Annotated in this window: 12 protein-coding genes; 2 read left to right on the top strand and 10 right to left on the bottom strand. The window is 42.3% G+C overall.

The window, feature by feature from the left end:
- The first annotated feature begins 188 nt into the window (after positions 1 to 188).
- On the top strand, positions 189 to 2,216 hold the full coding sequence (locus tag HBL79_RS08780; RefSeq protein WP_035685599.1) for a BCCT family transporter: 2,028 nt from the start codon (positions 189 to 191) through the stop codon (positions 2,214 to 2,216).
- A gap of 110 nt (positions 2,217 to 2,326) precedes the next feature.
- A complete protein-coding gene (locus HBL79_RS08785; RefSeq protein ID WP_035685602.1) occupies positions 2,327 to 4,111 on the top strand; it encodes a cation:proton antiporter in 1,785 nt (594 codons plus the stop codon).
- A 74-nt stretch (positions 4,112 to 4,185) separates the two neighbouring features.
- On the opposite strand, the gene polA is transcribed toward HBL79_RS08785, so the two are convergent.
- From polA to HBL79_RS08835, 10 genes are all read right to left on the bottom strand, one after another.
- Positions 4,186 to 7,050, bottom strand: a complete 2,865-nt coding sequence (polA, locus tag HBL79_RS08790) for a DNA polymerase I (protein ID WP_035685606.1) — start codon at positions 7,048 to 7,050, stop codon at positions 4,186 to 4,188.
- 101 nt (positions 7,051 to 7,151) lie between these two features.
- Complete coding sequence (locus HBL79_RS08795) at positions 7,152 to 7,934, bottom strand: glycosyltransferase family 32 protein (protein WP_156127781.1); 783 nt, start codon at positions 7,932 to 7,934, stop codon at positions 7,152 to 7,154.
- A gap of 100 nt (positions 7,935 to 8,034) precedes the next feature.
- A complete protein-coding gene (locus HBL79_RS08800) occupies positions 8,035 to 8,544 on the bottom strand; it encodes an MltR family transcriptional regulator (RefSeq protein WP_017806905.1) in 510 nt (169 codons plus the stop codon).
- A gap of 115 nt (positions 8,545 to 8,659) precedes the next feature.
- Positions 8,660 to 9,811: a mannitol-1-phosphate 5-dehydrogenase gene (locus tag HBL79_RS08805; protein WP_035688756.1), complete on the bottom strand. Its 1,152-nt coding sequence runs from the start codon at positions 9,809 to 9,811 to the stop codon at positions 8,660 to 8,662.
- Positions 9,812 to 9,878: 67 nt separating this feature from the next.
- On the bottom strand, positions 9,879 to 11,750 hold the full coding sequence (locus tag HBL79_RS08810) for a PTS mannitol transporter subunit IICBA (RefSeq protein WP_035688758.1): 1,872 nt from the start codon (positions 11,748 to 11,750) through the stop codon (positions 9,879 to 9,881).
- 390 nt (positions 11,751 to 12,140) lie between these two features.
- A complete protein-coding gene (locus HBL79_RS08815) occupies positions 12,141 to 12,896 on the bottom strand; it encodes an energy transducer TonB (RefSeq protein WP_035688760.1) in 756 nt (251 codons plus the stop codon).
- Positions 12,893 to 13,282: a TonB system transport protein ExbD gene (gene exbD, locus HBL79_RS08820; RefSeq protein ID WP_017806909.1), complete on the bottom strand. Its 390-nt coding sequence runs from the start codon at positions 13,280 to 13,282 to the stop codon at positions 12,893 to 12,895. The genes HBL79_RS08815 and exbD overlap by 4 nt, the downstream gene beginning before the upstream one ends.
- A gap of 9 nt (positions 13,283 to 13,291) precedes the next feature.
- Positions 13,292 to 13,738 (bottom strand): TonB-system energizer ExbB, encoded by a 447-nt coding sequence (gene exbB, locus HBL79_RS08825; protein ID WP_035688763.1) that lies wholly within the window; start codon positions 13,736 to 13,738, stop codon positions 13,292 to 13,294.
- A gap of 233 nt (positions 13,739 to 13,971) precedes the next feature.
- Entirely contained in the window at positions 13,972 to 15,252 is a 1,281-nt protein-coding gene (locus HBL79_RS08830) for an HlyC/CorC family transporter (RefSeq protein WP_035688765.1), read from the bottom strand.
- Positions 15,253 to 15,297: 45 nt separating this feature from the next.
- The gene (locus HBL79_RS08835) at positions 15,298 to 16,107 is read right to left on the bottom strand and encodes a cytochrome C assembly family protein (protein WP_035688768.1); all 810 of its coding nucleotides are present in this window, start codon (positions 16,105 to 16,107) and stop codon (positions 15,298 to 15,300) included.
- Positions 16,108 to 16,182: the final 75 nt, after the last annotated feature.

Genomic DNA, 16,182 nt, shown 5'->3' on the forward strand with positions numbered 1-16,182 from the left:
ATGCGTTGCATAAACGTTTATTGCTAAGAAAGGTGTAATGAACGTCTTTTTTAGCTCAAATTTGAAGCAATTTCATTCATCAATTTGTTTTGTATTCTTTATTTAAGCGAGCTATTTAGCGGCTATTTCAATTTATTTGTTGAGATTGATATGTGCACAAAACATTAACTTAAAGGAGAATCATTGTTGTGTCTTTTTCTGCTTTTATTCATAAAAGATCATCGTTTAACCCCTTTGTTATAGGGGCAACTTTATTACTGGTTATTTTGTTGCTCGTTGCAACGTTAATTTTGCCAGAAAAAACCACCGCACTTTTAAACTGGGCGAAAGCGGGCGTGTTTGCGAATTTTAGCTGGTTTTATATTTTAGCCTTTTCCGTTTTTCTTTGTTTCTTATTCGTGTTGTCGGTCAGTAGCTTGGGTAACATTAAACTCGGAACGAATGAAGAAGAACCTGAATTTTCTTTCCTTTCTTGGTTGGCAATGCTGTTCGCCGCAGGAATGGGGGTGGGATTAATGTTCTTCGGCGTGGCTGAACCGCTCACCCATTATTTTTCCACCATCACCACAGGATCGCCCGAACATAAACAGCAAGAAGCCTTGTTGCACACCTTTTTCCACTGGGGCATTCACGCTTGGGCAGTGTATGGTGTGATCGCCTTAGCACTCGCTTATTTTGGCTTCCGCTATAAATTGCCGTTGGCGTTGCGTTCTTGCTTTTATCCTTTATTGAAAGATCGTATTAACGGCAAGATCGGCGATGTGATTGATATTATGGCGTTAGTGGCGACCCTTTTCGGGATTATCACTACCTTAGGATTTGGTGCGGCACAGCTCGGTGCAGGGCTAACTCAGCTTGGCGTGGTGGCTGAAAATAGTTTCGGCTTGCAAACGGTGATTATCGTTGTGGTGATGTCCATTGCGGTATTTTCCGCCATTTCAGGGGTGGGCAAAGGGGTGAAATTACTCAGCGAAATCAATCTCGGCTTAGCCCTCGCTTTAATGTTGTTTATTTTAATCGCAGGCCCAACCCTATATTTGCTCACCACATTTAGCGATAACATTGGCATTTATTTGAGCAATTTAGTACGCCTAAGTTTTAAAACCTATGCCTATGAAACGGAAAACACCTCGTGGTTTACGGGCTGGACGGTGCTTTATTGGGCGTGGTGGTGTTCGTGGGCGCCATTTGTGGGCTTGTTTATCGCGCGTATTTCCCGCGGACGCACCATTCGCGAATTTATTTTCGGCGTGCTAGCCGTGCCAAGTTTATTCTGCGTCTTGTGGTTCACCGTGTTTGGCAACAGTGCGATTTGGTTAGAGCTAAACGTGGCAGAGGGGGCATTACACGCGTTCACCTCCGCACCAGAAAAATTGTTATTTAAATTCTTAGATTATCTTCCGTTTTCCGCATTAACTGGCACAATGGCGTTGGTGATTATTTCTTTATTTTTCATCACCTCCGCGGACTCGGGCATTTATGTGTTAAATAATATGGCATCACGCGATAAAAGCCTTTCCGCACCGCGTTGGCAAGCCATAATGTGGGGTGCGGTGATGATGGTATTAGCTATTGTGTTAATGCGTGAGGGCGGTTTAGGCACGCTTCAAACAATGACTTTATTGGTCGCGCTTCCTTTTGCAATGCTAATGTTGGTGATATGCGTGAGTTTATGGAAAGGCTTGAACGCGGATCAAAAATATTTCGCCGCCAAAGTTACCCCAACCAGCCTGTTATGGACGGGGGAAAAATGGCGAGAGCGTTTGGGGCAAATGCTTAATCAAACGCAAGAAAAGGATATTTTAAAATTCCTTAACCGCACGGCTTTGCCTGCGATGCGTGAGTTGCGTCAAGAATTGGTTAATGTGCATAATTTGAACGTGGAAGTGGTGCAAACCTTGGATTCTGACGAACCAAGTGTGGAGCTTATCATCAAGAAAGAATCAATGCGTGATTTTATGTATGGAGTGAAATCCGTAAGCCACGAAATTGCCTCACAGTTGGTTGATGATGAAAACCTCCCGCATATTCAGCATTCCGTAACCTACCAGCCGATGACTTACTTCGCTGACGGTCGTACGGGCTATGATGTGCAATATATGACACGTAACGAACTCATCGCCGATATTTTGCGTCAATATGAACGCTATCTCAGCTTGCTAGAAGACGTGGGGCAAGAGCTAATGTCGCACGAGCAAACAGAATTGGCGGAATAATCTGACCTATTTCTGAAATTAAAAATAAAGTGCGGTCAAAAAAATGATAGAATTTTGACCGCACTTTTTTACGCGAGCTTTTCTCGCTTTTGATGTTTATGGAGAACTTTATGGATACCGCATTTATCTTATCTGCCATTGTTGGCTTGGGTATTGTGGCACAATGGCTGGCTTGGTATTTAAAACAGCCCTCAATTTTATTTTTATTGCTGATCGGCATTGTAGTCGGCCCCGTGCTGAATTTGTTCAACCCTGATGCCATTTTGGGCGATTTGCTCTTTCCTTTTATTTCCCTTGGCGTTGCTGTCATTCTCTTTGAGGGAGCGTTAACCCTCGAATTTGACGAAATCAAACAGCACGGCAAAGTGGTGCAACTTTTGGTGTCGCTCGGAATGCTGATTACGGTCAGCGTGATTTCTGTTGCCACCTATTTTCTCTTTGAGGTGGATTGGCGAATCGCCTTGCTGTTCGGCACATTGGTATGCGTAACTGGGCCAACGGTGATTGTGCCATTGTTACGCAGCGTTCGCCCCAACAGCAACATCGCCAATATTCTCAAATGGGAAGGTATTATCATTGACCCCATCGGTGCGATCGCCGTGGTTTTGGTGTATGAATACATTATTTCCGGCGGTGAAGCCAGTGAAATCGGCACCTTTGCCAAAATCATCGCCGTGGCGGGTGTCATTGGCTTAGTCGGAGCTTGGGTGCTGGCGAATTTAATCAAACGCCATATGATCCCTGAATATTTACGCAACGTCTTTGTACTGGCTTACATTTTGCTGTTATTCACTGCGTCAAACCATTTCGCCCACGAATCAGGGCTATTAACGGTTACTGTGCTAGGCGTGGCGTTGGCGAACTGGAAAGGCTTTCCGAAAGATCATATTTTAGAATTTAAAGAATCCCTAACCGTTTTGCTGATTTCCACCCTGTTTATCATTTTAGCCGCACGGGTGAATTTAGAACATTTAGCGAGCGTGGGGATGGCAGGCATTTTGCTGTTATTCGTGGCAATGTTTATCGCACGTCCACTGGCTATTTGGGCATCGTCCATTGGCTCACGATTAAGTTTCAACGAAAAATTAATGATCAGTTGGATTGGGCCTCGAGGCATTGTCGCCGCAGCCATTTCTTCTCTGTTCGCGATTAAATTGCAAGAAACCCAAATTCAAGGCGTGGAATTGCTCGTGCCATTGGTATTCACCATTATTATCGGCACAGTGTTAATTCAAGGCTTAGGGGCAAAAACCATTGCGAAATTGCTGAATGTGCAAGAATCGGTGTACAAAGGCGTGTTGATTATCGGCTCAAACCCTGTTGCCTTGGCGATCGCCACCTCGCTGAAAGAACAAAATGTCGATGTGCTGGTTGCCAGCCGCCATTATAACGAAGTGGCAAAAGCCAGAATGCTCGGGCTTCGCACTTACTACGGCAACCCCGTGTCCACTCACGCAGATGGCCATTTGGATCTTATCGGGTTGGGCAATATGTTCGCTATTAGTACGGACAAAGAACTCAACACCTTGTCGGAAATTCATTATCGCCACGAATTTGATAAAGAAAACATTTACCGCATTCGTTTTAGCGATGATAACAATCCAACGGAACGTTATGATATTCAAGACAACTACCGTTCCAACTGGCTTTTCGGCAAAAATGTAACCTACGCAAAATTAGCCAGTATGCTGGCGAAAAATGCGCGTGTTAAGGTAACCAATCTTACTGATAGCTACACTTATCAAGATTACAAAACCACCAACAAACAATTTGTGCCGTTATATACCATTGATGATAAAGGCTTTATTTCTATTATCAATGATGAACAAACGATCCCAACCAACTGCCGTATCGTGGCGTTAGTGGCGGAAGAAGAAACGGCGAAAAGCGCATAAAAATAAGTGCGGTGGAAAAAATGGAAATTTTTCACCGCACTTTGTTTTTCTAACTGTACGCTTATCAACGCGAATTAATGGGCTTCGTCCCAGTTTTCCCCAACGCCCACATCTACAATCAATGGCACTACAAGCTCGGCGGCATTTTGCATTAGAGATTGAATTTGCGAGCGGTAGTGATCTACGCGGTCGGTTTTCACTTCAAACACCAATTCATCGTGGACTTGCATAATCATTTTAATGTCGGGATCTTGGTGGATTGCCTGATCAATGGCGATCATCGCACGCTTAATAATGTCCGCTGCCGTGCCTTGCATTGGGGCGTTGATGGCGACACGTTCCGCCCCTTTACGCCGCATTGCGTTGCTGGATTGAATGTCTGGCAAGTATAAACGGCGACCAAATAGGGTTTCCACATAGCCTTGTGCTTTGGCTTTTTCGCGAATGTCCGTCATAAAGGTTTGCACGGCGGGGTAGCGTTGGAAATACAAATCCATATATTTTTGTGCGTCCGCACGTGGAATACCTAGTTGGCGGGACAGCCCGAAAGCACTCATTCCGTAAATCAAGCCGAAGTTAATGGCTTTGGCACTGCGGCGTTGTTCGCTGGTTACCTCATCAAGGGGGACGCCGAAAATTTCCGCCGCGGTGGAACGGTGAATGTCTTTGCCCTGCTGGAATGCGGTGATCAGCCCCTCATCTTGCGATAAATGTGCCATTATACGAAGTTCGATTTGTGAGTAATCCGCTGCGATAATTTGATAGCCTTCTGTTGCAATAAAGGCTTGGCGAATGCGGCGACCTTCTTCGTTGCGGATTGGGATATTTTGCAAATTGGGATCACTGGAAGATAATCGCCCTGTCGCCGTTACCGCTTGATGATAAGAGGTGTGAATCCGCCCCGTGCGTGGATTAATCATCAGCGGTAATTTATCCGTGTAAGTAGATTTTAATTTTGACAAGCCGCGATGTTCAATCAGTAATTTCGGCACAATATGCCCCTGCTGTGCCAATTCTTCCAATACTTCTTCATTGGTGGAAGGTGCGCCTTTTGGCGTTTTAGCGATAATCGGTAAACCGAGCTTTTCAAACAAAATTTCTTGTAATTGTTTGGTGGAGGCGAGGTTGAAGGTTTCCCCCGCCACTTGGTGGACTTGGCTTTCAAGTGCGGTCAGTTTTTCGCTAATTTCTTGCGATTGGGCGAGCAAAGTTTCGCTATCCACCAACACGCCGTTGCGTTCGATGCGAGAAAGCACGCCAACCAACGGCATTTCTATCTTGTTAAATAATTGTACCAGACTTTCCGTTTGATCTAAGGTTTGCCATAGGGTTTGGTGCAATTTCATTGTGATGTCCGCATCTTCTGCCGCGTATTCGGTGGCTTGGGCGATGGCGATTTTGTCAAAGGTGAGCTGTTTTTTGCCCTTGCCTGCAATGGCTTCAAATTCGATGGTTTGATGCTCCAAATGACGTTTTGCCAGCTCGTCCATATTGTGTCGCCCCGTGCTGTTTAGCACATAGGATTCGAGCATTGTGTCAAATTTCACTCCTTGCAATTCAATGCCGTTGTTGGCAAATATGGTGAGATCATATTTGATATTTTGCCCCACTTTTTGGATCTCAGGGTTTTCCAATAGGGGCTTGAGGGCGGCAAGGCAAGCCGTTTTATCCAATTGATTCGGCACAAGGGCAAAGTGCGTACTGGCTGGGGCTTCTGTTTCGCCGAATAATTCCCCTTGGGGCTGGCTTTCCGTTGCTACTTCTTCTTGATGAGCCAGCGGAATGTAACACGCTTCGCCATTTTCTAACGCAAAAGAAATGCCCACTAAATTGGCTTGCATTACGTCTAAATTATCGGTTTCTGTGTCCACCGCAATGAGTTTCGCTTGCTGAATTTTGCCGATCCACGCGTCAAGTTTCTCTTGGCTATCCACTGTTTCATATAAAGTGCGGTCAATTTTGACGCGATTTTTTACCGCACTTTGTGTGCTATCTGCCACCTCTGGCGAGCTGGCAAATTTCGCACTTTGTAAATCGCCTTTGGTTAAACCGCTTTCACCCTCCATCACTTCATTGAGCCAGCGTTTAAATTCATAACGAGCAAAATATTCAATCAATTTATCCCGTTGATTTTCCCCCAGATGGAGCTCTTCAGGCTTCATATCGAGCGGCACATCGGTTTTAATCGTAGCGAGGGTGTAAGATAAGTCCGCGTCCGCTTTGGCTGCGAGCAGTTTTTCCCCCAATTTTTTTGCCCCACGAATAGGCAAGGTAGCAACTTTATCCAAATTGGCATAGATTTCCGCCATACTGCCAATGCCTTGCAACAAGCCGAGTGCGGTTTTCTCCCCCACGCCTGCGACACCGGGGATATTGTCTGCGCTGTCGCCCATTAAGGCTAAATAATCAATAATCAATTCAGGCGGAATACCATATTTTTCAATCACGCCCTCGCGATCCAACAGGCTGTTATTCATTGTATTGATGAGCATAATGTTATCGTCCACCAACTGAGCCATATCTTTATCGCCCGTGCTGATTAACACTTTTTTGCCCGCTTGAGAGGCTTGCACCGCGAGCGTGCCGATCACATCATCGGCTTCCACGCCCTCAATGGATAATAGCGGAATGCCGAGGGCTTTGATAATGGCGTGCAAAGGCTGAATTTGTTTGCGAAGATCATCAGGCATTGGCGGGCGGTGCGATTTGTATTGCTCAAACAATTCATCACGAAATGTTTTCCCTTTCGCGTCAAACACCACCGCAATATGGCTCGGCTGTACCTGTGCAATCAAACTTTTCAGCATATTCAACACGCCATACATCGCCCCCGTAGGCTCGCCGAGCGAGTTGGTGAGCGGTGGAAAAGCGTGAAACGCACGGTATAAATAAGAAGAACCATCTACTAAAACAAGTGGGTTTTCTGCAATGTTAGCCATAATATTCTCATTAAATCAGAGTGAAAATTGTCGGCTATTATAGCTGAAATGAGAAAAATAGCCTACTGCCTCGAAAAAGTGAGAAACACATAATGAGTAAACTATTTCAGGAGATCTTCACTTTTTTTGTGAATCCATTTTCCTTTCTTTTTATCCATATATTGGAAATATTCATTAGAAAAGGTACCTTGAACACAAGTTAATTTATCTTTTCGGCAATTAACGACTTTGTCTTTTAATGCATTATTTAATGTGACGGGACCTGTTAAACAAAATACGCCATTTTCTGTTCTACCCTGCTCAATATTCTCAACAATTAGTATGAGTGTATCTAATAAAAATGAATTTCCTTTTTTACTTGCAATAAAAAAATTTGTATAACTATCACGCCTTTTAATTAAAACCTCACTATCATTCGGCTTGATAATTTCTTCAAGCTTCCATACTAAATGACCGTCTATATCAATATAAACTCCGCCCTCATTGTATAAAACAAATAAACGCCAAAAATCCGCTTGTGCAGCACCATCGTTTGGTCTTATATAAGCCTCATAAAAACGCTGAGGAGCATTTTGTTTAATGTATTTTTCTCGTTCTTCTGTTCCCATATAACGATAATTGAAAGAAGGTGAGAAAAAACGGTTAATTAAATAAGTACAGTAAATAGGTAACGTTACTTTATTAGTATAATTAGTTTGCCAAATTGTAGGGGATATTTGATAGTTTAAATTCTCTTTTCTAGCTGGACTAAACTCAGGTAGGGTGAAACGTTTTCTAGGAAAAAGGAAATGAAATGGATAGCTCAGCGTTTTAACAACATTACCAATTAATCTTAATACAGAATTTGTAACAAGAATTTTCTTTGAATTTAATCCGTATTTCATTTTATGACCCATTCCCCAAAAAATATAAGTTTTGGGAACAGTGTACCACATAAGCATTTAAAGATTAAACAGGGAAATAATGATACTTTTCAGCTTGAGTTTATAGCGGGCTTTCCACCTGTAATCGTTCGTAAATTTCACTTATGGTGAGTATTAGACAGGAACGCACTAATTTTTCTTTGCGTTGAGTTTTGATTTGGTAGCTGAGGGAGTCGGGATCTTCCTTTTCTTCGGGGAAATTCAGCAGGCTTTTGTCTTGTTGCAAATGCAGGCTTTGCATAAACGCAATGATAAGGGGATCGAAAAAGCGGTGATCTTTTTCGTCATTATTGAGCTTTTCTTTGAATTTGATAAAGGCATTGAGATCTTCAAAAACGTCGTGTTCGATTACGCCAAGTCCAAGTAGCACTTTCAGGCGGATCGACAGCTCAAAAAGCGGGCCAGAAGTCATAAAAAGGGAGTCCACTACAGATTTCACCGCAAAATCCGTTTTGCGGAAAACGCGATTGATGAGGCTGTCCACCGCTTCATCAAAAAGGGCAACGCTCGCGGTAATGAAGCCACGAATGGAGGTGGCTTCGCTCAATTTTTCATAAACTGGATCGTCCAATGATAGCTTCCTAAAAATTGGGTAGACAAAGTGCGGTTAGAAAAATTCGCATTTTTTGCACCGCACTTTTGAATATTCGCAAATAGCCCAAGTTTATCACACTTGGGCGGTAAATTTACGCGAGTTTTTCATAGGCTTGGGCGATTTGTGAAATCACTTCGTGATCTGGCAATTCCGTGAATTTCTCAAGGCTTGGAATAACCCCTTGCTGAGCGAGGGCTTGTTGCAACTCTTGGGCTTGCGGATCGTTTTCATTGCGATAGCACAGGGCGGTGGCAACTGCTTGCATAAGGTGTTGATGAGGCAAATGGTATTCCAATGTGCCACGCAATGGTTTAATCAAACGATCGTTGTAGCTCAGTTTCCTCAACGGCTCACGTCCTACACGATCCACATCATCAACTAAATAAGGATTGGCAAATCGAGCCAAGATTTTTTCAATATAAGTGGCGTGTGCTTGCGGATCAAATCCGTAACGTTTAATCAGAACTGCGCCACTTTCTTCCATTACTGCTTTAACAAAAGCACGCACTTGCGGATCTTCAATGCTTTCTTTGACAAATTGGTAGCCTTTTAATTTGCCGTAATATGCCGTTACCGCGTGGCCTGTATTTAGCGTAAACAATTTACGTTCTACAAACGCCATTAGATTATCCGTGAGTTCCATTCCCTCAATGTGCGGAATATCGCCTTTGAATTGGGTTTTATCCACGATCCATTCGCTAAATTCTTCCACCGTAACCAACAGCGGATCTTGCGGATCAAGTTGCACTGGCGGCACAATGCGATCCACCGCACTATCCACAAAGCCAACCAATGCGTCCACTTGTTGCTGCTGTTTTTCATCTAAATAGTGAAAAACCTGCTCTTTTAAGAAGGTTGTGCCACGCACCATATTTTCGCACGCAATGATATTGAGTGGCTGTTTGTTGCCTGCTTCAAGACGTGCTACCAAGCCTTTGGCAATGGTGCTAGCAATAATTTTTAGTACGTTTGGTCCAACGGCAGTGGTGACTAAATCCACTTGTTTAAATAAGTCAATCAGAGCATTTTCATCTTTTGAATTAACGCCTGTTACATTAGACACCTGCTCAATTCGATTAACCGTTTCCCCCACCACTTTTACGTTGTAGCTTTTTTGTTCTTGTAATAATCGAATAACATCATCATTCACATCGGCAAAAATCACTTCAATACCACTGTCTGCGAGCAATTTTCCGATGAAACCTCGTCCGATATTTCCTGCCCCAAAATGTAATGCTTTCATTTTTTTCTCCAATAACATCAATAATGAGAAATGGCATCGCAAAAACGATGCCATTTTTGACCGCACTTTAAGATTTAAGTAAGGCTAACACCTCTTCCACATTATTTGTGGTGGTCAGTGTTGCAATCGCTTCTTCGCTGTCTAAAGCGTTGGTGATTGCAGTTAGCACTTGAATATGTTCATTATTGCGTGCGGCGATACCAATCACTAATTTGGCTACGCCGTCTTCTTCCTCAGTAAAGCGTACGCCTTCAGGATATTGACATACTACGATACCTGTTTTCAATACGGCATCTTTTGCATCAACTGTACCGTGTGGCACGGCTAAGCCTTCGCCTAAATAAGTGGAAACTAATTCTTCGCGTTCAAACATTGCGTCCACATAACTTGGCAACACGAAACCTGCTTTCACTAATTGTTCGCCAGCAAAACGAATGGCATCTTGTTTATTTTCCGCTTTCAATCCTAAGAAAATTTGATCCGCACTGAGGTTGAAGGTTGCACCGTCCATTTCTGCCACTTCTACGCTGTCTGCCGGTTTTGCAGCTGCTTCTGCGAAATGCGCTTTTAATTCATTCACCAAATTATCATAGAATTTATTATCCAAGAAATTGGTTAAAGAAAGATGCATTGCATTTGGCACTTGTTTTTGTGCTCGTAAGGTTAGGTCTTGGTGCGTGATCACTAATCTTGCGTTATCTGGCAAGTCATTGATTGCACAGTTCGCCACCTCAATTGGCAAGCCAGCATCTTTCACTTTTTTGCGTAGCATACTTGCACCCATCGCACTTGATCCCATCCCTGCATCGCAAGATACAAAGATTTTTTGTAAGCCTTTGTAGTCAGTTACTGGTTTTGCCACACCGCCTTTCATTGCTTTTGATGCAGCTTGCGCTTCTTCTAATTTATCTGATGTGTCTTCTTTTTGAATTTTTAAGAAGAACGCGGCAATAAGGAAAGAAACCAAGGTCGCTAATGCCACGGAACAAAGTACGCCAAAGATAGAATGGGCAGGAGTCATCGCCAATACGGCAATAATCGAACCCGGTGAAGCTGGTGCAATAAGCCCTGCATTAAATAACACTAAGGTAAATACGCCTGTCATTCCCCCTGCGATAACCGCAATTAATAGACGTGGATTCATTAACACATAAGGGAAATAAATTTCGTGAATCCCACCGAAGAAATGGATCACCGCCGCTCCACCTGCAGTTTGTTTCGCTGAGCCTTTGCCGAATAAAATATAGGCTAATAAGATGCCTAATCCTGGGCCCGGGTTAGCTTCGATCAAGAAGAAAATAGATTGACCAACTTCTTGAGATTGTTGAATACCTAATGGCGAGAAAATTCCGTGATTGATGGCATTGTTAAGGAAAAGGATTTTTGCTGGCTCAACAAAAATAGAGGTTAAAGGCAACAAATGAGCTTGCACAAGCACATCAACCCCAGCCGCTAATGCAGTAGAAAGCACTTTCACCGCGGGGCCAACCACTAAGAAGAATAGAATGGCTAGTACCATTCCGATAATGCCTGATGAAAAATTATTCACCAACATTTCAAAACCGCTTTTGATTTTACCATCAGCCCAGCGGTCAAAACGTTTAATCGCCCAACCACCTGTTGGCCCTGCAATCATAGCGCCAAGGAACATTGGAATATCTGCCCCAATGATTACCCCAGCGGTTGTGATCGCACCTACAACCGCACCACGATCGCCACCGACTAATTTCCCTCCAGTATAACCAATTAATAATGGTAATAAATAGGTGATCATTGGCCCAACGAGTTTCGCCAAGGTTTCATTCGGCACCCAGCCCGTTGGAATGAAAAGTGCGGTGATAAATCCCCACGCAATAAATGCCCCAATATTTGGCATTACCATATTCGATAAAAAGCGTCCAAAACTTTGAACCTTAAGCTTTGCATTTGCAGATAACATAATTTACCTCATTTATAGAGAAACGATTTGCGTCCATTTAATGAACGAAAGCATAGCAAAGGCAAAATCAAAGCCAAAATTTTTTAAGTCAGAAATGTGAGTTAGATCACAATATATTTTGGAGTATAAAAATATAAAATGTGATACAGATCACAGTTTATATAATAAGCTGTCAATTTTGCTCTTAATTACTATTTAGAACTATCTAGAGAGAAGGAAAGCTAAGTAAAGGATTATTTTTTATAGTATGGAAGAAAGTCGAGGGTCAGAAAAGCCTTTTTATTGCGATTTTATCCGAAGAAGGGTAGCTCTTGAACTCGACTTTGAATATGAATGTAACATCATAATAAATTTATGACTTTTTACATTTTAATAGCAACCTAACTGCATTTAATTGCTCAGCGTAAACCGTATTGGAACAACATTTATTTCCTGTAGCCCTAAAGGCTTTGGACCAACAGATTGTGCGTTTTTCACCGCATTCAATGCGGCATTATCTAAATCGGCATTGCCTGAGGATTGTGCCACTTTAATATTACCAATCGTTCCGTTATTTGCTACAGAAAAGGAAATCTTCACTATACCCTGCTTACGCATTAATTTTGCACGCTGTGGATAGCGTTTTTGCCGTTCAAATTCTCTGCGTAGAGCTAAAAGATAGGCTTTCACCTCATCTGTGCTGTTTCCCTTGCCCACCAAATTAGGGTTGTCCACCGTGGCTTTACTTAATCCTGTGGCGACAGAATCTATTTTCGCTGCAGAATCTACATTGCGGTCACCCTTTGATAGATCTTTATTTTTTATCGCTTTATTTGATTTTTCTTTTGGCTTTTTCTTTTCTTTTGGTTTTTCTTTTTTCACTTCCGTAACTTTTTCAGGCTGTTGCGTCGGATCAGGCACATCTTCCTTCGCCACAGGCTGAGGTTCAGGCTTCACTTCTGGCTCAGGCTCAGGGACGGGAGCTGGCTCAGGTTCGACCATCATTCCTTGCAACATTTCCATTGAAATGCTGGTGTCGATCAAATCAGCCTGATAGCCATTAGCAGTGTCATCAGATCGTAACGCATAAGCAATCCCGCCGAATAAAAAGCAATGAAAGAGCAAAGAAGCTAAAAAGCCAAACCAAGAACGCTGTTTGTTCGTCATTTATTTGCCTTTTCTTTCATCGTCACAATGGCAACGTTTTTGATGTCATTTTTTGCCATTAAATCCGTTAGGGTTACGAAATCTTGAAATGTCGCTTTGGCATCCACTTTAAGGGTAACTTTTTGATCTTTTGCCCAGCTTGCCACTTCTTTTTCCATCTGAGCTAAATCCGTCGGCTTATCGTTAAAAAAGATTTCGCCCGTTTCGGTAACGGTTAATAATTTTGCCAAGTCATCCGACTTAAATGCCACTGTGCTACTGGCTTTTGGCACGTTCACTTGAATTTTACCTTGCGAAATAAAAGACGCGGTAATTAATACAATCGCCAACAGCACCAACATAATGTCAATGAAAGGGATAATGTTGATTTCATCAAATTTTTTCACGTTATGATCCTAGCTGTTTTTCTCGTTTAAGGCTTTCCATTTTAGGCGATTGACTTCTACTTTGCGTTGCAAGCCGTTGTAAAACACCATTGACGGAATGGCAACCAAAATTCCCACCGCAGTAGCTTTTAGAGCAAGAGAAAGGTTGAGCATAATCGCCGCAGCATCAATATCACCGCCTGAATTTCCCAATTCATAAAAGGTTAATAAAATCCCGATTACCGTCCCCAATAATCCCACATAAGGGGCATTAGATCCGATAGTGGAAATAATAGTGAGGTTGCGGTTGAGATCAATGTCTAGCTCGTGGATATTGGAGTATTTGGCAACATCAACACGGTTTAGGAAAACAAAGCGTTCAATCACAAACCATACCATAATAAAACTCATTAACCCGAGCAACCCAAGAATAATGTAATCAATGTAATGTTGTAAAAATGCGAATAATTGTGGCATTGGAAAATCCTTAACGCTGACTTCAAAATAGAATTTAGGCAATCCGCCTATAATTAGTATTGAGAATTAATTTCAATTAGATTACGAATTGTAACAAAGAAAAATTTATGGGTCAAAGCACCAATAAAAAAGTGCGGTGAAAATGACCGCACTTTTATTGATTTTTTAGCTACAAAAGAAAAAGACGAAAGCAAACACTTTCGTCTTTAAGAGGAACTGAAAAATAAGATTTTTTATTCCGCGTTTTTAGATTGTGAAATTTTCTCCACCCTCGCCTGTTTCACCATATTATCTGCCACTTCTAAGATGGTGATTTTTAAGCCGTTAATCTCGCAAACCGTGCCTTCATCGGGGATTTCTTCTAAATGCTCTAGAATTAAGCCGTTGAAAGTGCGGGCTTCGTCGGTGTCTAGATGCCAGTCAAATAGTTTATTCAAATCGCGGATATTAGCAGAGCCTTCGATAATCATCGAACCGTCCGATTGTTGAGTGACTTCTTCATCAATGGAAGGGGCGGTTGAGGTGGTAAATTCGCCGACAATTTCTTCTAAAATATCTTCCAGCGTTACTAAGCCTTTAATATCGCCATATTCGTCCACAACTAAACCAATACGCTCTTTTTTATTACGGAAATTGACTAATTGGGCGTTTAGCGGTGTGCCTTCAGGGATAAAATAAGCCTCGTCCACCGCACGAATAAGGGTTTCTTTGCTAAATTCATTTTTGTCCAACATTAAGCGGTAAGCTTCACGCACCCGCAAAATACCCAGTACATTTTCGTCCATACTCTCTTTGTATAGCACCACTTTGCTATGTGCGGAATGGTTGAGCTGACGCATAATAGCTTTCCAATCATCATCAATATTAATGCCGCCAATATCGTTACGCGGCACCATAATATCGTCCACCGTCACTTTTTCTAAATCTAAAATGGAAAGCAGCATATCTTGGTGGGCGGAGGGAATAAATTGCCCTGATTGGTTTACAATGGCACGCAATTCTTCGGTACTTAGAGAGCTAGTTTTAACTTCATTTTTAACTCTAAATAATTTCATTAAGCCACGAATAATCACATTCATCACAAAAACGATCGGGCTAAAGAGCTTTAATAACGGCGTGAGAATATGGCTGGATAGAAATGCCACTTTTTCAGGATAAAGTGCAGCAATGGTTTTGGGGAAAATTTCAGCAAAAATCAGCATTGCAAAGGTTAATATTCCCGTGGCAATCGCCACGCCCATATCCCCATACAAACGCATACCAATAATGGTGGCGATGGCGGAAGCGGAAATATTGACAAGGTTATTACAAATTAGGATCAGGCTGAGCAAAATATCCGTTTTTTTGAGCAACTTCTCGGCTTTTTTTGCCCCTTTATGCCCCTTTTCTGCCAAAAAACGCATACGGTAGCGGTTGGCAGATAACAGCCCCGTTTCAGAGCTGGAAAAATAAGCGGATAAAATCAATAAAAGAATTAAGGTGATAAATAACGTACTAAGGGGAATACTATCCAAAATTAAATCCTTTCTTTAACTCATTATTCTTGGGAAAGCCTGAGATTAAAGGCTTAGCCCAAATACGACGCGGCTGCCAAAATAGGCAAGCGAGAGCAAAATCATACCTGAAATGCAATAAATGATCATCTTTTTTCCTCGCCAATGCCATTTCCAATGTCCAATCAATGCGATGCCAATCTCAAGCCAAGCAAGAAAAGAAAACACCGCTTTTTGCACATTGTGCGGGGCAAAAAAATCTGGCAAATAAATCGCCCCTGAAATCAGCGTCAAGGTAAGCAAAACCTCACCACTAAACATTAAGCGGAAAAAATGCCGTTCCACTGTCATCAATGGCGGAATAATGGGCGATAACGCCAGTTTTTTATTTTTCAAATTGCGATCAATCCACCAAAGTTGTACCGCATATAAAGTTGCAATAAAACACAAGGCATAAGCCAATAACGCCAGCCCAATATGCAAAAATAAGCCTAAGTTATGGCTCAAATGCTGGATAATCGAAAATGGTAAAAATGCTTGTAAAATCAAATTGATAATGGCAAGGCAATACACGATCGGCAACAAAAACCACAGGGTATTGACGCGAAAACCGATGGCACAAGTGGCAAGCATTGCCACAATCACGCTAAGTAATGAGCTAATTTCGATCAAGGTGAAATCTTGCTCATTGAATAAATGCGAGAAAAGCGGTGTTAAGCTCAGCCCGTGCAACACAATGGCGAAAAGTGCGGTGCTAAAAAATAGCGTTTTATTCGGTTTCTTCGCCTGCTCCCCCGAATGGGCTTTCAGCAACATTGGCGTAATAAAGAGAATACTCGCCACATAAAATAACATTGAAAAGACGGCAAATCCCATTTTTATTTACCCTAAATCCAAATCAAGAATTATTTTTATTCTAGCCTCGCGGCGGTAAAATCGCTATAAATTTCT

This window comes from Avibacterium paragallinarum, assembly GCF_011765605.1.
Lineage (GTDB): Bacteria > Pseudomonadota > Gammaproteobacteria > Enterobacterales > Pasteurellaceae > Avibacterium > Avibacterium paragallinarum.